The 22,175-nt window shown below is 51.0% G+C and carries 21 protein-coding genes; 14 read left to right on the top strand and 7 right to left on the bottom strand.

Translation table 11 applies throughout. The features are described from left to right. The first annotated feature begins 19 nt into the window (after positions 1–19). Together P9L94_03275 and P9L94_03280 are read left to right on the top strand one after the other, a co-directional pair. A complete protein-coding gene (locus P9L94_03275; protein ID MDP8243077.1) occupies positions 20–1,528 on the top strand; it encodes an L-fucose/L-arabinose isomerase family protein in 1,509 nt (502 codons plus the stop codon). A gap of 368 nt (positions 1,529–1,896) precedes the next feature. Then, positions 1,897–2,310 carry a DUF1800 family protein gene (locus P9L94_03280; GenBank protein MDP8243078.1) on the top strand — a complete coding sequence of 138 codons (414 nt, stop codon included), beginning with the start codon at positions 1,897–1,899 and terminating at the stop codon, positions 2,308–2,310. A gap of 112 nt (positions 2,311–2,422) precedes the next feature. Here the strand turns inward: P9L94_03280 and P9L94_03285 are convergent, their stop codons facing one another. Next, positions 2,423–4,333 carry a WD40 repeat domain-containing protein gene (locus P9L94_03285; protein MDP8243079.1) on the bottom strand — a complete coding sequence of 637 codons (1,911 nt, stop codon included), beginning with the start codon at positions 4,331–4,333 and terminating at the stop codon, positions 2,423–2,425. Between the two features lie 187 nt (positions 4,334–4,520). Further along, the gene (locus P9L94_03290; protein ID MDP8243080.1) at positions 4,521–5,636 is read right to left on the bottom strand and encodes a redoxin family protein; all 1,116 of its coding nucleotides are present in this window, start codon (positions 5,634–5,636) and stop codon (positions 4,521–4,523) included. A gap of 203 nt (positions 5,637–5,839) precedes the next feature. Here P9L94_03290 and P9L94_03295 point away from each other — a divergent pair, with 203 nt between their 5' ends. Both P9L94_03295 and P9L94_03300 read left to right on the top strand, forming a co-directional pair. Further along, positions 5,840–7,297, top strand: a complete 1,458-nt coding sequence (locus tag P9L94_03295; GenBank protein MDP8243081.1) for a leucyl aminopeptidase — start codon at positions 5,840–5,842, stop codon at positions 7,295–7,297. 66 nt (positions 7,298–7,363) lie between these two features. Then, the gene (locus P9L94_03300) at positions 7,364–8,434 is read left to right on the top strand and encodes a 3-deoxy-7-phosphoheptulonate synthase (protein ID MDP8243082.1); all 1,071 of its coding nucleotides are present in this window, start codon (positions 7,364–7,366) and stop codon (positions 8,432–8,434) included. A gap of 3 nt (positions 8,435–8,437) precedes the next feature. On the opposite strand, the gene P9L94_03305 is transcribed toward P9L94_03300, so the two are convergent. Continuing rightward, positions 8,438–9,301 carry a phosphodiester glycosidase family protein gene (locus P9L94_03305; protein MDP8243083.1) on the bottom strand — a complete coding sequence of 288 codons (864 nt, stop codon included), beginning with the start codon at positions 9,299–9,301 and terminating at the stop codon, positions 8,438–8,440. A 180-nt stretch (positions 9,302–9,481) separates the two neighbouring features. Between P9L94_03305 and thrC the strand changes: the two genes are divergently transcribed. Continuing rightward, a complete protein-coding gene (gene thrC, locus P9L94_03310) occupies positions 9,482–10,864 on the top strand; it encodes a threonine synthase (GenBank protein ID MDP8243084.1) in 1,383 nt (460 codons plus the stop codon). Positions 10,865–10,922: 58 nt separating this feature from the next. On the opposite strand, the gene P9L94_03315 is transcribed toward thrC, so the two are convergent. Further along, on the bottom strand, positions 10,923–11,339 hold the full coding sequence (locus P9L94_03315; protein MDP8243085.1) for a pyridoxamine 5'-phosphate oxidase family protein: 417 nt from the start codon (positions 11,337–11,339) through the stop codon (positions 10,923–10,925). A 268-nt stretch (positions 11,340–11,607) separates the two neighbouring features. Here P9L94_03315 and P9L94_03320 point away from each other — a divergent pair, with 268 nt between their 5' ends. After that, entirely contained in the window at positions 11,608–12,354 is a 747-nt protein-coding gene (locus P9L94_03320) for a cytidylate kinase-like family protein (protein MDP8243086.1), read from the top strand. Between the two features lie 2 nt (positions 12,355–12,356). Here the strand turns inward: P9L94_03320 and P9L94_03325 are convergent, their stop codons facing one another. Then, positions 12,357–12,503 carry a hypothetical protein gene (locus P9L94_03325; protein ID MDP8243087.1) on the bottom strand — a complete coding sequence of 49 codons (147 nt, stop codon included), beginning with the start codon at positions 12,501–12,503 and terminating at the stop codon, positions 12,357–12,359. Positions 12,504–12,753: 250 nt separating this feature from the next. Here P9L94_03325 and folE point away from each other — a divergent pair, with 250 nt between their 5' ends. From folE to P9L94_03340, 3 genes are read left to right on the top strand one after another with little or no spacing between them, the layout of a single operon-like run. Next, complete coding sequence (gene folE / locus P9L94_03330) at positions 12,754–13,329, top strand: GTP cyclohydrolase I FolE (protein MDP8243088.1); 576 nt, start codon at positions 12,754–12,756, stop codon at positions 13,327–13,329. Between the two features lie 8 nt (positions 13,330–13,337). Then, entirely contained in the window at positions 13,338–14,069 is a 732-nt protein-coding gene (locus P9L94_03335; GenBank protein MDP8243089.1) for an SDR family oxidoreductase, read from the top strand. 23 nt (positions 14,070–14,092) lie between these two features. Next, positions 14,093–14,578 carry a 6-carboxytetrahydropterin synthase gene (locus P9L94_03340; GenBank protein ID MDP8243090.1) on the top strand — a complete coding sequence of 162 codons (486 nt, stop codon included), beginning with the start codon at positions 14,093–14,095 and terminating at the stop codon, positions 14,576–14,578. Positions 14,579–14,741: 163 nt separating this feature from the next. On the opposite strand, the gene P9L94_03345 is transcribed toward P9L94_03340, so the two are convergent. Beyond that, a complete protein-coding gene (locus P9L94_03345) occupies positions 14,742–16,880 on the bottom strand; it encodes a PAS domain S-box protein (GenBank protein ID MDP8243091.1) in 2,139 nt (712 codons plus the stop codon). A gap of 205 nt (positions 16,881–17,085) precedes the next feature. Here P9L94_03345 and ytxJ point away from each other — a divergent pair, with 205 nt between their 5' ends. Both ytxJ and thiO read left to right on the top strand, forming a co-directional pair. Beyond that, a complete protein-coding gene (ytxJ, locus tag P9L94_03350) occupies positions 17,086–17,436 on the top strand; it encodes a bacillithiol system redox-active protein YtxJ (GenBank protein MDP8243092.1) in 351 nt (116 codons plus the stop codon). Positions 17,437–17,462: 26 nt separating this feature from the next. Continuing rightward, positions 17,463–18,569, top strand: coding sequence for a glycine oxidase ThiO (gene thiO / locus P9L94_03355; GenBank protein ID MDP8243093.1), 1,107 nt, complete (start codon positions 17,463–17,465; stop codon positions 18,567–18,569). 5 nt (positions 18,570–18,574) lie between these two features. On the opposite strand, the gene P9L94_03360 is transcribed toward thiO, so the two are convergent. After that, a complete protein-coding gene (locus P9L94_03360; protein MDP8243094.1) occupies positions 18,575–19,174 on the bottom strand; it encodes a prepilin-type N-terminal cleavage/methylation domain-containing protein in 600 nt (199 codons plus the stop codon). A gap of 143 nt (positions 19,175–19,317) precedes the next feature. Between P9L94_03360 and P9L94_03365 the strand changes: the two genes are divergently transcribed. From P9L94_03365 to P9L94_03375, 3 genes are all read left to right on the top strand, one after another. Beyond that, entirely contained in the window at positions 19,318–20,199 is an 882-nt protein-coding gene (locus P9L94_03365) for a sugar phosphate isomerase/epimerase family protein (protein MDP8243095.1), read from the top strand. A 245-nt stretch (positions 20,200–20,444) separates the two neighbouring features. Continuing rightward, positions 20,445–21,221: an SdiA-regulated domain-containing protein gene (locus tag P9L94_03370; protein MDP8243096.1), complete on the top strand. Its 777-nt coding sequence runs from the start codon at positions 20,445–20,447 to the stop codon at positions 21,219–21,221. Positions 21,222–21,301: 80 nt separating this feature from the next. Next, positions 21,302–22,078: a class I SAM-dependent methyltransferase gene (locus tag P9L94_03375; protein ID MDP8243097.1), complete on the top strand. Its 777-nt coding sequence runs from the start codon at positions 21,302–21,304 to the stop codon at positions 22,076–22,078. Positions 22,079–22,175 lie beyond the last annotated feature (97 nt).

Consider the following 22,175-nt stretch of genomic DNA (forward strand, 5'->3'; position numbering starts at 1 on the left):
CGAAAGAGGTTGAACAACCATGACTTCGCTTCCAACCATTAAACCGCCCCGCAAAGCGCGAATCGGGCTATATTCCATCGGCCACCCGCATTATTGGGAACAGTTTGACGGGCTGTTAAACCGCTTGACCGGCTATGGGCAATTCATTGAAAAGCGCTTGGGCGAATGGGGCGACGTGTTTAACGCCGGGATGATCGACCAGGAGTCGAAAGCAAGACAAGCCGGAGAATGGTTCAACGAAAAAAACGTCGATCTGATTTTTTGCCATGTGGCGACCTATCAGATGAGCGCATCTCATCTCGCTATCGCGCAAGCAGCGAAATGCCCGGTTGTGGTGTTGAACTTACAGCCCGCTGAGCAAATCAATTATGAAAAAACCACCACAGGCGAATGGCTAGCGCATTGCGTGGGATGCGCCACGCCGGAAATCGCCAACGCGTTTCTTCGCGCGGGCATACAATTTCGCGTGGTGAGCGGATTGCTCGGACTTGAGAAAACGCCGGAAATTTCGCTCGCGGATGAAGTCACTTATCAGCATCCAGAAGCGATGTCCGCTTGGAGAGAAATTGAAGAATGGGTGAAAGCCGCATCGGCCATGCGAACGCTGCGCAGCGGGCGAATGGGATTTTTAGGGCATACCTACCCGGGCATGTTAGATATGTACACTGATTTCACCATGGTGCAGTCGCAAGCGGGGATGTACGTTGAAATTTTAGAAATGTGCGACTTGGCGCGTTTGGTGAAATCGGTTACGGAGGCCGAGAAACAAAAGAAAATCGAAGACGTGAAGCAGATGTTCGTCATCAGCGAAGATTCACCCGCTGACCCATTGGCCCAAAAACCTCAGCCGGAGCAATTGGATTGGGCCTGCACCGTCGCGGCGGCGCAAGAGAAGATGGTGCGTGAATTTGATCTGGACGCGTTGACTTACTATTATCGCGGCGACGCGGGCAATGAATATCAACAAATACAGGAAGCGTTTATTCTGGGCCATTCGCTTCTGACCGCCCAAGGGATTCCATGCGCGGGCGAAGGCGATATGAAAACTGCCATCGCAATGAAAATTGCGGATACGCTGGGCGTGGGCGGCAGTTATAGCGAGATCGTCGTGTGCGACTATAAAGAGAAGTCGATCCTATTAGGACACGATGGGCCCTTTCATGTGAACATCGCCGCAAAAAAACCGATCTTGCGCGGCATGGGGTTGTTCCACGGCAAGTGGGGCAGCGGCGTTTCCGTTGAAGCGCAGGTTCAACGCGGCCCCATCACAATTCACAATATCACTCAAACGCATGACAGAAAATTGAAGTCAATTATAAACCACGGCACGGCGACGGACGGGCCAGTGCTTCGCATCGGCAACACCATGACGCAGGTGCAATTTGCCATGCCGGTCAGTGAATTTATGAACCGCTGGTTTGAGTTGGGGCCGACCCATCATTGCGCGCTTTCGATTGGGCATAACGCCGGAGCGATATCAAAACTGGCCGACTTGATGGGCTGGGCGTGCGAGTCTGTTTGTTTATAGCGGCTTGGTGCGCCAAATCAATATCCCAGGCCAGCATTATAGTTTTCATTCATCAATCCCGCCTTTCCCTGCCCTTAAATCCATATTTTCCCCACCACTCGAACCTACACTTCCACATGTAAGATAATAAACAAAAAATAAATGGATGATGTTTGCATATCTGAACTATTATTTAATTATATAAATAACAAAACACTTAAAACGAGTATAAAGAAATACTTATATTAAACATTCCTGAGAGACTTTTAAATATCTTTTAAGAATACCAATTTAGTGAATATTATTCTTGACATTTTAAACCCACCCCTTATATTTACTTTCTAAAGCAAGGCTTGTTTCTTTTATTACTAATATTAGGGTGTGTGAAAATGGCTACAGCAACCCCCACGGCTGCAGAAACTCCGCTGACGTTGGCTGAACATGCAGCAAACCGGCTGATGTTCGGCCCTCGTCCCGGCGATAATGACGCCATCAATGCAATGGGCTTCGACGCATTTGTTGACCAACAACTTGATCCAGCAACCATCGACGACGCCGAGGCAGAACAAATTATCAACGCAGCGCCGCGCGAAACCCTCACTGAAACCATGCCGCAACTCTTCGACCGTCGCAGTACATCACCCTACGCCGAGGTAATCCGTCCGATCAAAGAAGTGCGTTTTGATACGATGGTTCGCGCGGTTGAATCGAAAAAGCAGTTGCAAGAACGCATGGTCAACTTCTGGTATGACCACTTCAATTTATACGGCTGGGACTACACCACCCGGTCTCCCGGCGTGTAAAGCAGCTAACAACGTATGCGCCGGGCGGTATAAGGCTTGGTATCCATGCTTGATGGCTTCGTGAGCAATGGCTTAGGCCAAGTGCTATTTCCCTGTCCCTGTCGGCCTATTATCAATACAAAAGTGCGTTTTCGATAGATGATTGGTTCAGGTCGCTAATGTCCCACAGCAATGCTGTTCTATCATCACTTCCAGTTAAAATCTTCGTACCATCCGGTGAAAACGCCACGGAATTAATAGCACCTAAATGTACCGAGAATGTACGAATTTCTTCGCCCGTACTCGCATCCCACAATTTCGCCGTTTTATCTTCACTTCCCGTTAGAATTTTCGAACCATCCGGTGAAAATGCCACAGAGTATATCCAATGAGAATGTCCCGAGAACGTTCGAATCTCTTGGCCCGTTTCAGCATTCCACAATTTCGCCGTGTTATCAGAACTTCCCGTAAGAATCTTCGTGCCATCCGGCGAAAACGCGGCTGAGTTAACACCATTCGAATGGCCAATGAACGTACCAATCTGCTGGCCCGTTTCAGCATCCCACAATTTCGCGGTTTTATCACGGCTTCCCGTTAGAATCTTGGTACCATCCGGCGAAAACGCGACAGAGTATATCCAATCAGTATTCCCCGAAAACTTACGAATTAGTCGGCCCGTTTCAGCATTCCATAATATTGCAGTACTTTCCAAAATATTACCAGTAAGAATCTTCTTGCCATCCGGTGAATACACGGCTGAGTTAACACCAGATGAAGGGATAGAGAACGTATGGGTAGTGAAAGTATGTATCTCTTGGCCCGTTTCAGCATCCCACAATTTCGCCGTGTCATCATAACTTCCCGTAAGAATCTTCGTGCCATCCGGCGAAAATGCGACAGAATTGACATTATCCAAATGCCCCAAAAATGTACGAATCTGCAAACCCGTATCAGCATTCCAAAGCTTCGCAGTTCTATCATCACTTCCTGTTAAAATCGTTGAACCATCCGGTGAAAATGCGACGGAACGGACACCACCCAAATGCTCCGAGAACGTACGAATCTCCAGACCCGTTTCAGTATTCGACAATTTCGTCGTGGTGTCATCACTTCCTGTTAGAATCCTTGTACCATCCGGCGAAAACACCGCTGAATTAACACCGCGCGTATGCCTGACCGCAAAAACTATCTGCCCGGTTCCAGCATTCCACAACCTTGCTATTCCATCACTACTTCCCGTAAGAATTTTAGTGCCATCCGGTGAAAATGCGACGGAACTTACAGCGCCAAAATCTCCTGAGAATGTACGAATCTCTTCACCAGTAATCGCATTCCACAATTTCGCCGTTTTATCACCGCTTCCCGTTAGAACTTTCGTACCATCTGGCGAAAATGCAACGGAGTTTACGCTACTATACAAATGCCCAGAGAACGTACGAATCTCTTCACCAGTTTCAGTATCCCACATTATTGCTGTTTTAGGAGAGAAGCCCATTGTCCAATCTGATGAGCCCATCAGAATCTTCGTCCCATCGGGCGAAAACACGACGGAATTTACATTTATCGTATTCCCTGAAAATGTATGAATCTGCTGGCCTGTTTCAGCATCCCACAATTTCGCTGTATCGTCCCAACTTCCCGTAATAATCTTCGTGCCATCCGGGGAAAATGCGACGGAACGGACATCATCCAAATGCCCGTTGAACGTACGAGTCTCCTGGCCCGTTTCAGCATCCCACAACTTCGCCGTTCTATCATCACTTCCCGTAAGTATCTTCGTACCATCCGGCGAAAATGCGACGGAATTTACACGATTTGAATGTCCCGAGAAAGTACAAATCTGCTGACCCGTTTCAGCATCCCACAATTTCGCGGTACTATCATCATTTCCCGTAAGAACCTTCTTGCCATCCGGCGAAAATGCGACAGAATATATTTTCGAACCTCCATACACGGTTATAGGAATATCTTGACCATATGTCTGCGCAACACTGAGAATCGTTATAACCAACGAGAGAACAAATAGACTTTGTAACTTTTTCATGCTTTCACCTCAAGATGAGTAAGATTTTCCCCCTCGGGGATTTGTATCTACAATGGCAGCCTTATGCATTTTGAACTTCCCCCGGCGCTTTCAGCGCCCCTCCCTCATCCTAACCTTCTCCCAGAGGGAGAAGGGACTCCCTTTTCACTCCGAAAGAAGAGAGATGTACCAAACCCTGGATCAAAACTTACTCATACACACGGCCTAAGACCGAAACGATTTTGCGTTTGACTTCCAACGGATCAATCCCCTCCATGGTGCGAAAAATCACTTCCCCGCCCGGCTTCACGATCACGGTATACGGCAACGCGCCCAGCCATTCTTTGTCTAACGCCTCAACGAGTTCATAGCTGCTTTTGCCGCTGAAAATATAATTACGCATCGACGCTTCATTTTTCTGGAGAAATCCCAACACTTTATCTTTTTTCTTTATTGCATCTGAACTGATCGTAATCATCTCAAAGTCGCGGTTGCGGTACATGCGGTGAATGGTCACCAGTTCGGGGAACTCGGTCACGCAGGGGCCGCACCATGTCGCCCATACGTTAATCACCCGCAATTTGTCGGAGTCGTTCTTCATTAGTTCTTGCAATCCACTCACGTCGATGGGAGCAAGCGTCACTTCTTCTTTCGCCCATTGGTCTGACGCTTGCTTGACTAAATGGCGTTTGTCGGGCCACTTGATTGAGCAGCCAAATGTCTTAGTGGTTTCGATGGGCGGGTTCACCCCAGCCAGCAGCGCATCAATCGCCTGCTTGGCGTCGCGGGTCGTGACTTCGCTGGGCTTTTCAGCGTTATCAATGCGCCCCTGGTAGCGCAGTTTGCGTTCCTCATCAAAAACGAAGATATGCGGCGTGGCGATGGGGCCGTATTTCTGGCATAGTTCCGGCTGGTCGCCCGCATAGAGATAAGGGAACGCAAATTTTTTATCTTTGGCGCGAATCTTCATGTCTGCGAGTGTGTCGCCCACGTCGGTATATCCCATCTCATCTAGCCGCAACGCCAGCGCGTCGTTAGGCGCGACTGCAACCAGCGCAACGCCTTTGTCGTTATATTCTTTGTGAAGAGCGATGATGCGGTCTTCATACGCCTGCGCGGTGGGGCAATGATTGGCGGTGAATACGATCACCAGAAGTTTGGCGTCGGCGAAATCATCGAGGGTATAGGTCTTGCCGTCCGTGCCCGGCCATGAGAATGGAACCGCCGCGCTGCCGATTTCCATCGGTTTGTAGTCAGCGGCATAAGGTGCGGCGCTAAGAATGAGTGCAGCGATGATAGCGAAAGTTAAAACAATGGTTCGCATAGTCGTATCCTCTGTTTAAAAGTTACCTTTATCATACGGAACCAAACGCCCGGCGCCAAGCAAAAAGAGAAACCCGTCTGCCAGGCCGTGCTTCCGTTGTCCTCAACATATCTAAAACTCACAGTATTATATATGCCGTTCTTCTTGTGTTGCCGCATCATGGTGAATGAGTTCCCCAAAATCAAATAGGTGAGAATAATCTGATGAAAATACAAGCGCAATCAAAATTGCCCAGTCGCATCAAACAGTTTGTCGTGTTCGCCGCCAAAGGAAAAGCCATCCAAGCGCCCGCGCCGCAACTACGCGACGCCATCAAAGACGCCGTAAAGTATAAGCAGTTCAGCGGAGACGAAGGCGAGGTTCTCGCGCTCACGCAGGCCGATTTTGTGGTCGTGCTGGTCGGCTGCGGCGATAAGCCCGAAGCGATGAACCAGCGCGCCATCGGCGTCGCGATCAAACGCGCACTGCAGACCAACCCCTTAACTCCCAAAAGCCCGGTCGGAATCGTCCCCCTACGCGATAATGAAGATTGGCTGCGCGGCGTGGTCGACGGCGCCCAACTGGGGCTGTACGTCTGGGACAAATACTTGAGCAAAAAGGCCGATCCGTCGCCGATGGCCTATTCACTGACCATTCAAACCAAAAATATAAAACTGGCGAAACAACTAACCACCGTCGCCGACGGCGTCAACCTGGCGCGCGATATGGCCAACGAAAATGCGGACGTCGCCGACTCGAAATTCATCGAAGCGCAAATTCGTAAGATCACGCGCGGAGACAAACGCTGCAAAATCGAAGTGCTCAACCGCGCCCAGCTGCAAGCCAAGGGGCTGGGGCTTCACCTCGCCGTCAACCAGGGCAGCAACAAAGATCCAAAACTGATTATCGTCACCTACCGCGGCGGCAAAAAAACCGATCCCTTCACCGCACTGGTCGGCAAAGGCCTGACCTTTGATACCGGCGGCCTTAATCTGAAACCCACTGGCAGCATGGAAGACATGCGCTATGACATGTGCGGCGCGGCGGCGGTGACTGGCACACTGCAGAACACGCTGAAACTGAACCTCGCCGTCAACGCTTACTTCGTCTTCGGCGTCGCAGAAAACGCCATCGGGTCTAATTCATACAAACCCGGCGACGTGTTCAAAAGTTATTGCGGCATGACGGTCGAGATTGGCAACACTGACGCCGAAGGCCGACTGGTTCTCGCCGACGCCAACAGCTACGTCGCGAAAAACTACAAACCCGACGCCATCATCAATATCGCCACGCTCACCGGCGCAGTGGTAATCGCACTCGGCTACGAACACACCGGACTGATGAGCACCGACGACAAACTCGCCAACGCCTTGCTTAACGCGGCGCAAACCACCGACGACCGCGCTTGGCGGATGCCGATGTACCCTGAATTAAAAGAACACGTCAAAAGCCCCATCGCCGATATCAAAAACATTGGCCTCAAACGTACGGCGGGCACCGTATCGGCAGGTGAGTTTCTGCGCCAGTTCGCCCAGCATTATGACGAAAACCTCGCCTGGGCGCACCTCGACATCGCCGGGACGGCAAAGCCCGATATGGAAGTCGGCTACTTCCCCGCCAGCGGTACGGGCGCGGGCGTGCGCTTGCTGACCCAGTTTTTAGCGGCGAAGCGCGGCGCTTAACGCTTCGTTTTTTCAGTAGCGGAACTACACTACAAGATTCCCGTTACGCCATTTTTGGAGGATAGCATGTCAGAGTCAGCCGTTACCCCGTCCCGCGAAACGCAGGACTTGCACGTTTTGGAGGCGCAACCGTTGCTGTCGCCCATCGAGTTGAAACGCAACTTGCCCATGAGCGACGCCAGCGCCGAAACCGTCATTCAGTCGCGCAATTCCATAAAGAAGATGCTCATCAACAAAGACCCGCGCATGTTGTTGATCGTTGGGCCTTGTTCGATTCACGATGAAAAAGGCGCCATTGAATACGCCCGGCGCCTCAAAGCGCTTAGCGACGAAGTCAGCGATAAATTGCTGGTCGTTATGCGAGTGTATTTTGAGAAACCCCGTACCACCACTGGTTGGAAAGGCCTTATCAACGATCCCCACATCGACGGCTCGCTTGATATCGCCTACGGTCTACATAAAGGCCGCGAAATTTTGTCGCAAATCACTGAAATCGGGATGCCGACGGCGACCGAGTTTCTTGACCCGATTATTCCCCAATATATTTCAGATTTAATCAGCTGGGCGGCGATTGGCGCGCGTACGACCGAGTCGCAAACGCACCGCGAAATGGCCAGCGGGCTTTCGATGCCCGTCGGTTTCAAAAACAACACCGACGGCAACCTTGAGGTCGCTTTCAACGCGCTGCAATCGGCGCGGGCGTCGCACAGTTTTCTAGGAATCGACCACGACGGTCGGACCGCGATTTACAAAACAAGCGGCAATCGCTGGGGCCACATCATTCTGCGAGGCGGCGGAGGCAAATGCAACTACGATCCAGAAAGCATTCAGCAGGCGATGGAAGGATTGAAAAAAGCCGATCTGCCCGTTTCGGTCATGATTGATTGCAGCCACGCCAATTCAGGCAAAAAAATTGAAAACCAGGAAATTGTCTGGAAAGACAGCATCCACCAGCGCATCGCAGGCAACAGCGCCATTATAGGCTTGATGTTAGAAAGCAACATCTATGAGGGCAATCAAAAAATCACCAAAGACCTCTCCCAATTGAAATACGGCGTCTCAATTACCGACGCCTGCGTCAATTGGGAGACTACGGAGACACTGGTTCGTTGGGCGCACGAACAGTTTAACGGTTAACCTCTAAGGCTCTTTCTTGAGCAAAGCAACCACATTCGCAACAGCCCGTTCCCGGCCCGGTTGGCCGGGGATGGCGTAATCAGACGGGCGGTTCACAATTTCATTTTGTATCAACATCGTTGATGAACCGCCCCCATCGAGATTGAGCGCTTGCTCAGCCCCCAGCGAAACAAAAAACTCCGCCAGTTCTGGCAAGGTGACGCCGGCGCTCCATTCCGGCTGGCGCCCGTCGATGACCACAATCAACACTTCGCCCGATTCCATCACTCCGATTGCCGTGCGCGGCGCCCGTTGTTCGGTATTGAAGTCAGACTCAAATACGTCGGTTTGCGACGTCGCCTCCAAAACCAAAACCGGCCCGGCGCCTATGACAGCATGGCAATCGTTCCATCCCGGTTTATCCGTTTCGATCTGGTATTTTGAGATATCGCCGGGAGAGACCGTTCCAATCAACACCTGGTCCGGCGTGAAACCGACTGAGCCTTGATATTTGCCGCCACCCGGAGGTGGATACAGCACCTTGCCATGCGCAACGATCAGCCCGGCGGCGCGGGTCGGGTTCTTAGAAAAAAAGCCGCCGTTTACAACAGCCACGGCGTCGCTATTTTTTGAGAAGACCGACGGCTGTACGAGGGCGCCGTAGCTTCCAAAAACGCCGAAAATATAATCACGACCAACGCCCGACACGCTCAATATGTGGGCGCGGACGGCTTGTTCGCTGATCGTTTTATACAATACCCGTTGATAGACAAGGTTGGGCGCGGGTTTGCGCTCCTCTTCAATCGAACGTGAAGACCACCAGTCCGCCGAAGCGCTGGCGACAAACAACAAGATAAAGCAAGCGATCAGTAGAGTCCGCTGCGACATCCGAAGCGCTTGATTTGAAGTTACAAAATTCAATAGTTTCATTTTCTTTTATAGTTACACGATTGTTTCGTAAAAATATAACGCGCAAATATTAAAACTCTGTTCGTTCTCAAGTATCATAGAAGAAATGACCCGTCGTTGTCGATAACAGCGCCCGTATTTTTTTTCAGGAGGCTTAGCATGGCTATTGCCGCAGAGTCAACCGCTGTCCACTATTTTCAAAAGTGCATCAAATGCGGTTCGGACTATTCATCCGAACGCTTTACGTATACCTGCACTCAACCGGGTTGCGGCGGTTTGCTGCTCGTCGAGCGTGATGAAGAGTGGATCACCGCCACGGTCGATCAAGGCGTCGCGGCGCAACATTACTTCGACGGCATCCGTTGGAGCGAAAAGGCCCGCCGCTATCCGACCGGGTCCGGCGTGTTTGCCTGGAAAGACTTTATTATCCCCGGCTTCCCGAACGAAGCGTGTCTGGCCATGTTTGAAGGCAACACGGATTTATTTGAAGCGCCCGAATGGCTGCGCAAAGAATTGGGCATCGGGCCGACATTCATCAAACTCGAAGGCCAGAACCCCAGCGGCAGTTTCAAAGACCGCGGCATGTCGCTCGCCGTCAGCGAGACCCTGCGTCTGCAAATTATGTATCCTGACTTGGACATCTCCGGCGTGTGTTGCGCTTCGACTGGCGATACCTCCGCAGCGGCTGCGGCGTATGCGGCGTATGCGCGCGACCGCTTGCAATGCATCATCCTGGTTCCGCATAATAAAATTTCACCCGCGCAACTCAATCAGGCGATGCAATTCGGCGCCAAAGTCATCGCAGTCGATCACGAAGACGGCTTTGACGGCTGCATGCGCATCATCCAGGAATTCAGCCAAATCCACACCGATTTAGTGCTCGTCAATTCCAAAAACGCGTTCCGTCTGGCGGGCCAGGAAACCATCGGCATCGAAATCATGCAGGACTTGCGCTGGCGCGTTCCGCAGTGGATTTCGATCCCTGTCGGCAACGGCGGCAATTTGACGGCGCTGTTGATTGGCCTGTTGCGCGCCTACAAACATGGCCTCATCGACCACCTCCCGGGTATCTTGATTGGACAGGCGCAAGTGTGTGATACGCTGGTACGTTGGAATGAAAACGACCGCAGCGACGACGCCTACAAACCGGGCAAGTTCCAGACCAGCGTCGCCTCCGCCGCCAACATTTGCGACCCGGTTTCTTTCCCGCGTATCAAACAACTGATCGATTCATTTGAAACCAAGTTCTATCGCGCAACAGAAGAGGAAATTCAAGATTCTCAAATGGCGTTTACCCGTAGCGGCGTCGACATCTGCCCGCAAACAGGCATCTCATTGACGGCGTTGTTAAAAGCGCGCGCGGACGGTACCGTGAAAGAAAGCGATACCTGCGCAGTCATCAGCACGGCGACTGGATTGAAATTTTCCGAATCCGCCGTGCACTATCATACAGAGAAGCCGAATGCAAAATATCAAAACCGCTTCCGCGTTGCACAAGGCAGCGTCTCAGCGGTCGAAGAACTGATTGCGGATTGGTCGTAAGCGAAAATTTCGATAGCAGGTAATTTATACATCCCGACTCATGAAGAAGCCGGAAGGATCACTCTTCATGGATCGGGATGTCCCTATATTCGAGCGACCAGTCGTTTAGCATGCGTACTTCTTTGGGGAAGATTTTAATTAATATGTAGTCGGGGTCTTCAAGCATGGGCAGATCATCCCGCTTGAACGGGATCGCATCCCAATCAACCTCGCCGTCTAATATTTCAGCCGCGCCTAACACACGCAAATGACGGTTAGATTGATCGAGAAAGCAGGCTTCCACCATTGGGTTCGAACGAATTTGTTTTAATTTGCTTGTATCTTTGTGCGAGCAAGACCAAATACAAAACCCGTCATGATAAATCCGCGTCATAGGCCGCAGTCGGGGTTTATCTCCATCGACGCTGGCTAAAAAGAAAATCCGCACTTCTTCAATGATGCTTAACGCTTGGTTCCTGATGTCATTTGATGCCATGAGTTCCACCTATGATTCACTTGAGGAGTGAAATTTTCTTATTCTATAGTGGTTGCCAGAATACTGTGCGGATTGAGTCCTCATATCCGTATCTATCGCTGAGCCTTACGGACGTGCTTAACGCACAGTATTTAATCCAACGCTCTAAACATTAAACCACTTGTAAAAAAGCAATTGAAGCCTCGAGACAATATTTCTCATGCGACTTCTTGTGAGATATACTTATAGATAGAAGCAAGCGTTGGCAGCAGTATCAGGGGGTGACGCGATGAGTAATCTCCAGCAAATGTTAACCCGTCAGATAAACCAATGGAACCTAGAACGCCAGGCCGTACAAGAACTGCAATCCAGCGACAGTTCTTCGATTGGCGTTCGCGCCGCAGACCAGAAACCCGTTGTGACCTTGTCTCGCGAGCGTGGTTGCCGGGGGCAGGAAATCGCAAAGCTGTTGTCGCATGAATTACAATACGGCTTTTTTGGACGCCAGGTTATTGATTATATTGCCGAACACTTAGGCGTCCGCAGCGAGTTGGTTGAGTCGCTGGATGAAAAAGACCGCTCAGAACTTGAACTGTGGGTGGGTAACCTATTTTCTGACCACGCCTTCGATCACGATGAATACAGCCACGCCTTGAGCGAAGTGATGCGCGCCATTTCATTGCAGGGCGGCCTGGTCGTGATTGGACGCGGCGCGAACTACATTTTACGTAACGCCAACGCGTTTCATGTGCGCGTCATCGCACCCGTCAAAACCCGTATCCGCAATCTACTCGAACAGGAAGGCATGTCGGAAGCGCAGGCGCACGCTGAAATTAAGCGCGTTGATAATGAACGAAAACAGTTCGTTAAGCGCTACTTCCACCAGGATATAAACAACCCGATCTTTTATGACCTTGTCATCAACGCCGAGCATTTGCAAATTCACTCGATCACAAAAACCGTCATCGCCGCGATGCGGGCGCGGGGCTGGTCGCTCGCATATACGGGTGGAGACAAACGCCGCCGCACAGCCTAGCGCTATTTCTTTTTGGGCTGAAAAAGCGAAAACAAGCGGTCTAATAACGACGGCTTATAGGTTTTCATTTGCTTCAGGCGTTCTTCATTTACATCGTGGGATACCTGGCGGCGTTTTCCGCTCACGATACGAAACTGTTCATCTTTCATAACCGCTCACCCTCAATTGACCAGAAAAATTAGGCATTCTTATTCAATGTTGTATAATACTGGTAATTCTACAGCATTGATAAACACTTCAATTGACAGATATTTTATAAACACTACATTGCTTGTCAACTTTTGGTATACTACTTGTACCTTAGACAAGCCTGTATGAATCATTATGTAACCATAGTACCAATTCTGGGATTTTTTGATTGGAGAGCGTCCAATTATGCAAATACGATCCGTTGTTCCGATGGAACGAGACAACGCCAAAGACCCGCTGGAAGATTTAGTGCGCGGCTGGCTGGAAGAAATCGGCGAAGACCCCGACCGCGAAGGCTTAGTCCGCACCCCGAAGCGCGTCGCCAAAGCCTGGCGTTTTCTCAATGATGGACACGAACAAAATTTAGAAACGGTTCTCAATAACGCCATTTTTGATGAAGACATCGACGAAATGGTTATGCTGAACGACATCTCGTTTTTCAGTATGTGCGAACACCACATGCTTCCCTTCTGGGGACGCGCCCACGTAGCGTATATCCCCAACGGCAAGGTGGTCGGCTTGTCTAAAATTCCTCGCATCGTCGATATGTTTTCGCGGCGCCTGCAATTGCAAGAACGCCTCACCCAGCAAATCGCCGAAGCGCTGCAAGAAGCCGTCCAGCCGAGAGGCGTCGCCGTAGTGACGGAAGCCCAGCACATGTGTATGATGATGCGGGGCGTCCAAAAGGTCGGCGTCGATACGCGCGCCAGCGCCATGTTGGGCGTGTTCCGTGAAAATCACGCCACCCGCGCCGAATTTCTCAGTATGCTGCCTCCATCAAAATAAGGACAAAAATGACAGGCCGTCTTCAAAATCAAATCACAATCATCACAGGCGGCGGGCGCGGCATTGGCGCTGCAACCGCTGCGCTGTTTGCCCGCGAGGGCGCCCGCGTGGTCATTGCCAGCCGCAACGAAGAGCAACTAAGAACGGTTGCTGATTCGATCGCTGCGCAGTCCGGCGCAGACCGCATTCATTTCATCGCCGCCGACGTGAGCGACGAAGCCCAGGTCGAAGCGCTGTTTAACGAAACCCAATCACACTTTGGCGCACCCGACATCCTCATCAACAACGCCGCCGTCATAACGGTGAAACCGTTCGAAGAGTTCACCGTCTCCGAATGGGACCAGATGATGGCGGTCAACCTGCGCGGGCCGTTTTTGTGCAGCCGGGCGGCTTTCAAATCAATGAAAGCCACTGGACGCGGCGGCTCGATTGTCCATATCAGTTCGCTGGCGGGCATTCGCGGCACGGAAAAGTTCCCCGGCATGTCGGGCTATGTGGTCAGCAAGCACGGCGTGATCGGCCTCACCGAAAGTTTGAGCGTCGAAGGCCGCCCCCACGGCATCCGCGTGAATTGCGTAGCGCCCGGCGCGGTGGATACGCAAATGCTTCGCGAAGCGGCGCCGCAATTCAAGACCGAGACCGTCCCCGACGACATTGCCCAGGCGATTCTTTATTTGTCCGACCCGGTGCAGGCGGCGTCCGTCACCGGGGCCGTCATCGAAATTCACAGCAACGCGTAACCGAACCTCCGAGGAGCCGCTCAATGCCCTATCTGTTGCGGGTTGAGAAACAATACCTGAAGTTTTCCTCCGCCCATTTCACCTTGTTCCCCGATAGCCGCGAGACCCTGCACGGTCATAACTATACCGTGAGTTTAGAAGTCGAGGCGGATGCGCTGCATGATGGCATGGTGGTGGATTTTGGCCCGTTGAAGAAAGCCGCGCGCGCGATTTGCGACCGGTTGGACGAGAAGATATTGCTTCCAGAAACGCCCCGCATCGAACGCACTGAGAGCGACGGAAACTATGAACTCTCCATCGACGGCGACGCGGGCTATCGCTTCCCCAAGGCGGAAGTAGTGGTTCTGCCGATTGATAACGTGACCTGCGAAGGGCTGGCGTACTACATTGCGCAGGACGTGCTGCAATCGCGCCCGCAGTGGGACGCCCAAGGCAACGTCAACCGCCTGCGCGTCTGGGTCGAAGAATCCCCCGGCCAACAAGGCGGCTACGAAGAAACGCTTTCTTAAAACTAACATCCACAACTTACATTCATTTCCCCTCCAACATACATAATTACCGGGCAGTGATTCAACCCGCGCTCAATATTACTCCGTTCTCGGATATCTCCGGTTGGGTGGCAAGGGCAAGGCGGCGCGAAGCGTCGGCAGCCCTTGAAGCAATGAACGGAGATTACTTCAACCGGATGGTAAACGTGGAGCCTTTTTCGAGTTCGCTTTTGACTTCGACTTTGTAGCCCAGCAGTTGGCATAACGACCAGGTGATCGACAGCCCCAGCCCGGTGCCGCCATACTTGCGCGCAGTGCTGTCGTCGGCCTGTTGGAAGGATTCAAAAATATTCAGCAGTCGGCCCGGCGGGATGCCGATTCCCGAGTCCTCCACTTCGAGCGCAACCGGCGCCCCGGTCTCCGCATCAGCGATTGCCCGAATGACAACGTCGCCTTCCTCCGTAAACTTGACGGCGTTGCTCACCAGGTTCATCAAAATCTGCCACAGTTTCGCATAATCGCTTTCAAACGTCTGAATGTTCTCAGCCACCTCGCGAACCAAGCGAATATTCTTCTGGCTGACCTGGCTCTCAATCTGCTCCGCAACCTGCCCCACCAGTTTATTCAAATCTACTGGTTTTCGTTCAATCGCCATGCGCCCGGCTTCAATTTTCGACAGATCGAGAATGTCATTAATCAGCGCAAGCAAATGCAGCCCGCTGGTGCGGATGCGGTTGATGTAATCGAGGTCTTGATCAATGAGGTTTTCGTATTTATTCTTCAGCAACAAGCGCGAAAACCCAATGATCGAGTTCAGCGGCGTACGCAGTTCATGGCTCATCACCGCCAAGAAGCGGCTTTTGGTTTGATTGGCGATGACGGCTTCTTCTTTGGCGCGGATCAGTTCAAATTCCGCGCGTTTGCTTTCGGTCACATCGCGCAAAATACTGCGCGCTTCCACGGGTTCTCCGTCTTCGAAGCGGCAGTTGACATTGCCCGAAACCAAAATGCGATTGCCTTTTTTTGATATCATGGTGGTTTCCATACTGTCATAAACACCGCCCTGCAACACTTCTTCAAACATGCTGCGGTAGTCATCCTGACAGTCAAACGCCACCGTGTGAAAAATCGTCAGGCGCTCGAGTTCCTGGTCGGTGTAGCCGAGTTTTTCGCGCCACGCTTTGTTCACATAGAGAATGCGGCCGTCCGGCGCCACGCTTTGAATCAAGTCGCTGGCGTTATCAAAAAAGTCTTGCAACCGCTCTTCGCTGTCGGTTAATGCTTTCTGTGCGTTTTTGCGTTCTGTAATGAATTCAACAAAAAGAATGATGCCGCCGACTTCGATTTCCGTTTCAAACCAGGGGCGCGCCTCCCAGCGAAGCCATTCTAAATTTCCGGTTCGCGAGAGAAACCCTTCTTCTTCTTCGCCTTGCTGCATAGCCCCTTGCAGGCAGGCGTTTTTGATCGCCTCCCAGCGGCTGCGCAACGGCGGAAACATGGCAAAATCGGTCGGCCCCAACATATCATTCGGCGTCAGCTGAAAATCATCCATCCAGCGCTTGCTGTAAAGCAGGTAGTGCATATCCCGGTCAAACATTGCGATAGGGGCAGGCGCGTTATGAACAAACTGACGCAACAGGTTTTCCGCTTGCTCGCGTACGGCGATTTGGGTGCGTAGCTCCCCGGTGATGCTCTCTAGTTCCTGTGTGCGCAGTTTGAGTTGTTTGCGCATCATTTCTGATTCTGCGATGCGCAGAAATTCACGATCAAACGCCCGCAAACGGAAAAACAATATCAAGCCGCCAATCACGCTCGATATCACCAACATAAAACCAAAATGCAGCCATTCGCTGGGCGTCTCTGAAAAAATTGCAATACATAACCACGAAACGAACACGCTAAAAATAAAAACGCCATACGCAAAATAGGACAGCATCAAACAGGATGCGACCAGCACAATCAAAACTAAATACGCTGTATGGTGGGGATCATCCAGCAACACAAATGAAGGGAAGGCGTTCACTAATACCATTAATCCAAGAATGCAACCAAGCGTATGCGTCCATTGAGCAGGCGAGGGGAACTTTTTAAAAATAAAATACAGCCCCGCCATCACAACCATAAAGAAAAAATCTATGAGAAATAAAAACGGAAGGATCGACGCGGGATATAAAAAACTATCGAAACAAACAAAGAGCAGATAGACAAAACTCAGCCCCAATGCGCTCAGCGGCAAAATTTCTAACGCCCGTTGGTCAAGAGCGGATTTGCGGTCCGTTTGAAAAGAGGGCGAGTCAATTCGTACTTCTGATTTATCATCCATTCAATCATTTATGGGGCATTAAGATAAAACATACCATCTATAACATATTAACATACTTACTCACTTACGAACCAAAAAAACTCACCTGATTTTACCTACGGAATCCAAAAAAACCACTCTTTGGACTTCCCTGTTTTTTAGTGGACTTTCTGACTATGCTGTCTCCCTTGAATCATATATGACCTATTGCATAAGGAATAATATCATGTCGAGCCAATCGAATGGTCTCTACCAACAGATGGAATCAGCGTCTGAATGTACAGAAAAAAGCCAATCCGGCCCGGTCGTTGTTTTTAAGCATAGTGCAATTTGTCCAACGTCCTCTTATGCAAAACGGGAAATGGACGCGTTTATTCAATTAAATTCACTAACGGCGTATCTGGTCGTTGTTCAAGACCAGCGCCCACTATCGAATGAACTCGCGGAACACTTGGGCGTCGAACACGCAAGCCCACAAGCGCTTTGTCTGAAAAATGGCAACGTCATCGCAACCTTTAGCCACTACGACATTACGCAAGACAATTTAGCCAAAGCCTTTTCTGACGAATCGCTATAAATCCAAAATTCTCGCAAACCATTTGTATGCTTCAGCCCACAAAAATATACGATTTCCTCGTCGTCGGCGGCGGAGTGATTGGCCTAATGACAACGCGCGAACTCTTGTCACAAGGGCAGTCGGTTGCCGTCATTGACCGTTCAGCCGTGGGGCAAGAATCGTCATGGGCGGGCGGCGGCATTCTCTTCCCGGTTGATCCAGGCCAATTGCCTCCAGCCGGAATGCAACTCGTCACTTGGTCGCGCAACTCATACCAAGCCTTGGCGGATGAATTGCTCGATGAAACCGGTATTGATTCTGAGTGGATTCAATCGGGCTGTATCGTAAAAAATTTGGGACAAGGCGATGCGATAATCAAGTGGACGCAGTCGCATGGCTTAACAGCAGAGCACATCAACAACGATCAACGTCATACGTTTGCGCCAGCGTTGCGTGAGAACTTCGGCGCTTCAGTGTGGCTGCCAGAGATCGCTCAAATCCGTAATCCCCGCTTGTTGCAAGCATTGAAGATAAGCGTTCTCCAACGCGGCGGCGATATTTTTGAACACACCCCGCTGCAACAAATTCAAATCAACAATGGGCGCGCTGTCAGCGCGATCTGCAACCAGCATCAATTTCCCGCAAATAATTTCATCCTGGCGGCTGGCGCGTGGACTTCGTCGCTACTGGAACCGTTCGGCCCCGCCCCAGTGATCGAACCTGTCCGCGGGCAAATGATCTGTATCAAAACGCCAGCGAATAGGCTCACGCCCATCGTGATGGAAGGCGATTATTACTTGATTCCCCGTAAAGACGGACGCATTTTGGTTGGGAGCACAGTTGAACGGGTTGGGTTTGATAAGCAGACAACGCAAGAAGCATTCGAAGCGCTCAAACAAGCGGCGATTCAAATGGCGCCGGAACTGAAAGATGCAGAGGTCGAAGCCCATTGGGCGGGACTACGCCCCGGCAGCCCGGACGGCATCCCAACCATTGCCGCGCACCCTGAAATTGAAAACGTATATATTAACGCAGGCCATTACCGCAACGGCCTCGTGATGGCGCCCGCTTCGGCTCGACTGATGACGCAAATGGCGCTGAACCAAACACCAATTTTTGATCCAGCGCCATACGCGATTTCTATTTCAAGTTAACAATATCAGCCGCCGGCAATCATCGGCACGTTAGGAACATTACCGCCCCAGCGACCGATATCCCCTCTGCTGATGAGTCCGTTGCTGGGGTGATACACCCGGTTCAACGCAGCCTTGGCATCCCCCGCCGAGCGTTGTACATACACCCACTCGATCGCATCCTGGTTTCGGTCGGGCCCCCAACTGGCGAGGCAATAGCCAGGCGTACTGAGGTCTTCTCTGCCGATATTATTGATCCAGTTATTGGGGCCGTCATGCTCATAGTAATAATTGAAGTACAGGTAACTCTCTTTGTTATTGCCCGTATCTCCCTGTTCGGCTTTGAATACGTCCCGAAACCCAACATCCGCCAGATACGAAGTCGGCGTTGTTAAATTGACTAAATCAACTGTCAGGTGCGAGACATTGGGCGGATGTTTATTGTAATCCAGAAAATACATATCCAGTCCCATACCAATTGTACGTAAATCGCTATTGGTGCGGGCGATTTTTGCGCGGATCTGCGCATTCAAAAAATTCGGAACAGCAATGGCGGCCAGGATACCGATAATTGCGACGACAATGAGCAACTCAATCAATGTAAAGCCAGATTTTTTGTTCTTCATTTCAATCCCCAAAAGTTTAATATGCCATGATAGAATATCATTTCAAAAAACGGCTTTGAACGCTAGTGGCGTTTCCTGCTAGAAATCTTCAACGGGTTCGGTCACACTATCCTATTCGTATAACATCAGGAGGAAATGTCAATATGGAACGTCGTTCTTTTTTAACTACAGCGGCAACAGTCGGCGCCGCATTGGCTGCGTCTGGAACAAGCGCTTCCGCCGCAGAACCAACCAAACAAGCCAAACTTAAATTTTCCTGCCAGGAATGGATCATCCCCGGCAAGACGCTGGAAGACAAAGTCGCGTTTATGAAAGAGCACGACATCGTCGGCTTTGAGCCGGGCGGCAAAGATTTAGACAAACGCGTCGCACAATACAAAAACGCCTTCAAAGGCTCCGATATTCAAACCAGCGCAATCTGCGCGGGCTTCGACGGCGTGTTAATCTCAGACAAGCCCCATGTCCGCAAACGCGCAATGGAGTCGATGAAATCAATCCTCAATGCTGCTGGCGAGTTGGGTTCGACCGGGTTGATTATCGTGCCCGCGTTCAATGGACAAACCGAATTGAGCGAAGTGGGCGGACGCTATATTTTAATTGACCTTTTGGGTGAATTGGGCGAACACGCCGTCAAAGCCGGATCGCGCATCCTGCTCGAACCGCTCAATCGCGGCGAAGCGTGGTTCTTGCGCCAGTTGTCCGACGCCGCCGCCATCTGCGAAGAAGTCAACAACCCCGGCATCTGTATGATGGGCGACTTCTATCACATGGGCATCGAAGAACCGTGCGAATATTCGGCCTTCATGAGCTGCCGCAAGTATCTTCATCACGTGCATCTCGCTAGCCGCCCCAATCGCAAGCAGCCAAGTTATGACCCCAACGACGACTTTCGCCCCGGTTTCAAAGCGTTGAAAGAAATCGGCTATCAGGACTATTGCAGTTTTGAATGCGGCATCGAAGGCAAGGGCGAAGTGGAACTACCGAAAGCAATGGACATGCTCCGCAAGCAGTGGGCGGAAGCGTAAATCGGTTTATCTCGCCGCTGGATTTTACGTTAAGTCCAGCGGCGTTTTTATTGCAAGGAAAAAATATGCCGGCAACAAAACAGATTTGCATTTTTTCATTCTTGTTTTTGCTCCTCGCATCCTGCACCAACAACTCCGACACAATCTCAACCAACAACGCCATTACGCCCCCACCGGCCCGACAAGAAAGTATGCATCCGACGCCAACCATAATGACACCGAACAATACGCCTACGCCAACGCCAATGAAAAAAAATACTCAAACAATCTCATTATCGCCTTTCATCCGAATCGCTCAAATTGAAAATGGAAACGGGCTTAAAGAACTGTCCGGTCAGACTCCCACTGACAAACGGGGCGAATTTTGGGGCATCAACGACAAGGGCAACGATCCTGAGATATTTCGTTTCAGCATCAACGGCAGCGTTCTGCAACAAGTTGAAATCAAGAAAATTAAAAATGATGACTGGGAAGCCATTGCGCAACACCCCGACGGGTCGTTGCTGATTGGCGGCGTCGGCGACAATGACCGCAAAAAGGACGAATATTATATTCATCAAATCGAGGCGCCCAAACGCACCGACGAAAAAATCAAGACAGTTGAATCGTACGAGTTCGTTTATTCAGACAAGCGGCGGCATAACTGCGAGGCGATGTTTGTATTCAACAGCAAAGTCTATTTGATTACCAAAGAAGAAAATGAACATCAGCATTCTAAAATCTATCGTTTGGACACGCTGCGCTCAGGCCGTAAATTGACGGCAAAAGTGGTCACAAATCTAACCGAACCCGGCATCGTCACCGACGCGGCGTACGACCAAACAAAAAAGTTATTAGCAGTGCTAACGTATAATCAAATCATGTTGTTTCGCGTCACGAATGAACGCGACTTGTTTAACGCCCCCATGTTTCGCATGGCGATTGATCTAAAGCAATGCGAGGGCGTTTGTTTCTACGGCGACGAAATCCTGGTCTCCAACGAAGAGGGCGAATTGTGGGCGGCGAAAATCGAGCAAGGATGATTCATCGAGTCTGCGCTTCCGTCCCCTGAATGTCTTGCTACAATTTGCCCCAAATGTAAAAAGAGAAAAGTACAAACGATATGACGACGCCAAACCACGAACAATTCCAGGCCATACAAAGCGCCGCGCAAGGCATCGCGCCTGAAGTCGCCAACAATGATGACCCCATCGGCGCCGAAACCCTGCGCCGCATCTATAAGTTGAATAACCTCAATCGCTGGATGTGGTCGCGCATTGATCCCTGGGTGGGACAGCGCGTCATGGAAGCGGGATGCGGCGTCGGCACCATGACCGCCTTTCTGCTTGAGCGCGAATACGTCTGCGGCGTCGACCTAAACGGGCAACATCTGGAAGACCTCAAAAACAAACTCGGCAAACCCGAAAACCTCGAGACCTTTCAAAGCGACTTGCAAGACCCGAAACTGGCGCAACTCAATGAGAAAGACCTCGACACCATCGTTTGCCTGAACGTGCTCGAACACATCGAAGACCATCATGCGGCTCTGGATAATTTCCACGCTGCGTTACGCCCCGGCGGACGGCTGGTCTTGCTGGTCCCCGCCTATCAAGGGTTATATGGAACGCTCGATCTGGGCTTATCGCATTTTCGCCGCTACGGCAAACGCGATCTGAACGAGCTACTGCTATCGCATAATCTGAAGCCCATCAATCATCGCTACCTGAATCTGTTTGGCATCTTAGGCTGGTGGCTCAATGGTAAAGTGCTGAAGCGTAATCTGCTGCCGTCCGGTCAACTCAATCTATACAACGCCCTGGTTCCATTTTTTATGGCGATTGAAAATTTGACCGGCCCCCCCTGCGGCCTCTCACACGTCGTGGTTGCGGAGAAAATTTGAGGCAGGCATATCTCGATGTTCGATACCGAGAAGGCGCGGGTGTATCTCACTGAGCGCCTGTACAACGAGTGGGGGGAAGTATACTTAACCCACCGTT

The sequence above is a fragment of the Candidatus Hinthialibacter antarcticus genome (genome assembly GCA_030765645.1).
In the GTDB taxonomy this organism is placed as follows: Bacteria; Hinthialibacterota; Hinthialibacteria; order Hinthialibacterales; family Hinthialibacteraceae; genus Hinthialibacter; species Hinthialibacter antarcticus.

Excerpts from the sequence above, each read along its gene's own strand:
- P9L94_03275 (MDP8243077.1), top strand. The coding sequence starts at position 20 with ATGACTTCGCTTCCAACCATTAAACCGCCCCGCAAAGCGCGAATCGGG.
- P9L94_03280 (MDP8243078.1), top strand. The coding sequence starts at position 1,897 with ATGGCTACAGCAACCCCCACGGCTGCAGAAACTCCGCTGACGTTGGCT.
- P9L94_03285 (MDP8243079.1), bottom strand. The coding sequence starts at position 4,333 with ATGAAAAAGTTACAAAGTCTATTTGTTCTCTCGTTGGTTATAACGATT.
- P9L94_03290 (MDP8243080.1), bottom strand. The coding sequence starts at position 5,636 with ATGCGAACCATTGTTTTAACTTTCGCTATCATCGCTGCACTCATTCTT.
- P9L94_03295 (MDP8243081.1), top strand. The coding sequence starts at position 5,840 with ATGAAAATACAAGCGCAATCAAAATTGCCCAGTCGCATCAAACAGTTT.
- P9L94_03300 (MDP8243082.1), top strand. The coding sequence starts at position 7,364 with ATGTCAGAGTCAGCCGTTACCCCGTCCCGCGAAACGCAGGACTTGCAC.
- P9L94_03305 (MDP8243083.1), bottom strand. The coding sequence starts at position 9,301 with ATGTCGCAGCGGACTCTACTGATCGCTTGCTTTATCTTGTTGTTTGTC.
- thrC (MDP8243084.1), top strand. The coding sequence starts at position 9,482 with ATGGCTATTGCCGCAGAGTCAACCGCTGTCCACTATTTTCAAAAGTGC.
- P9L94_03315 (MDP8243085.1), bottom strand. The coding sequence starts at position 11,339 with ATGGCATCAAATGACATCAGGAACCAAGCGTTAAGCATCATTGAAGAA.
- P9L94_03320 (MDP8243086.1), top strand. The coding sequence starts at position 11,608 with ATGAGTAATCTCCAGCAAATGTTAACCCGTCAGATAAACCAATGGAAC.
- P9L94_03325 (MDP8243087.1), bottom strand. The coding sequence starts at position 12,503 with ATGAAAGATGAACAGTTTCGTATCGTGAGCGGAAAACGCCGCCAGGTA.
- folE (MDP8243088.1), top strand. The coding sequence starts at position 12,754 with ATGGAACGAGACAACGCCAAAGACCCGCTGGAAGATTTAGTGCGCGGC.
- P9L94_03335 (MDP8243089.1), top strand. The coding sequence starts at position 13,338 with ATGACAGGCCGTCTTCAAAATCAAATCACAATCATCACAGGCGGCGGG.
- P9L94_03340 (MDP8243090.1), top strand. The coding sequence starts at position 14,093 with ATGCCCTATCTGTTGCGGGTTGAGAAACAATACCTGAAGTTTTCCTCC.
- P9L94_03345 (MDP8243091.1), bottom strand. The coding sequence starts at position 16,880 with ATGGATGATAAATCAGAAGTACGAATTGACTCGCCCTCTTTTCAAACG.
- ytxJ (MDP8243092.1), top strand. The coding sequence starts at position 17,086 with ATGTCGAGCCAATCGAATGGTCTCTACCAACAGATGGAATCAGCGTCT.
- thiO (MDP8243093.1), top strand. The coding sequence starts at position 17,463 with ATGCTTCAGCCCACAAAAATATACGATTTCCTCGTCGTCGGCGGCGGA.
- P9L94_03360 (MDP8243094.1), bottom strand. The coding sequence starts at position 19,174 with ATGAAGAACAAAAAATCTGGCTTTACATTGATTGAGTTGCTCATTGTC.
- P9L94_03365 (MDP8243095.1), top strand. The coding sequence starts at position 19,318 with ATGGAACGTCGTTCTTTTTTAACTACAGCGGCAACAGTCGGCGCCGCA.
- P9L94_03370 (MDP8243096.1), top strand. The coding sequence starts at position 20,445 with ATGAAAAAAAATACTCAAACAATCTCATTATCGCCTTTCATCCGAATC.
- P9L94_03375 (MDP8243097.1), top strand. The coding sequence starts at position 21,302 with ATGACGACGCCAAACCACGAACAATTCCAGGCCATACAAAGCGCCGCG.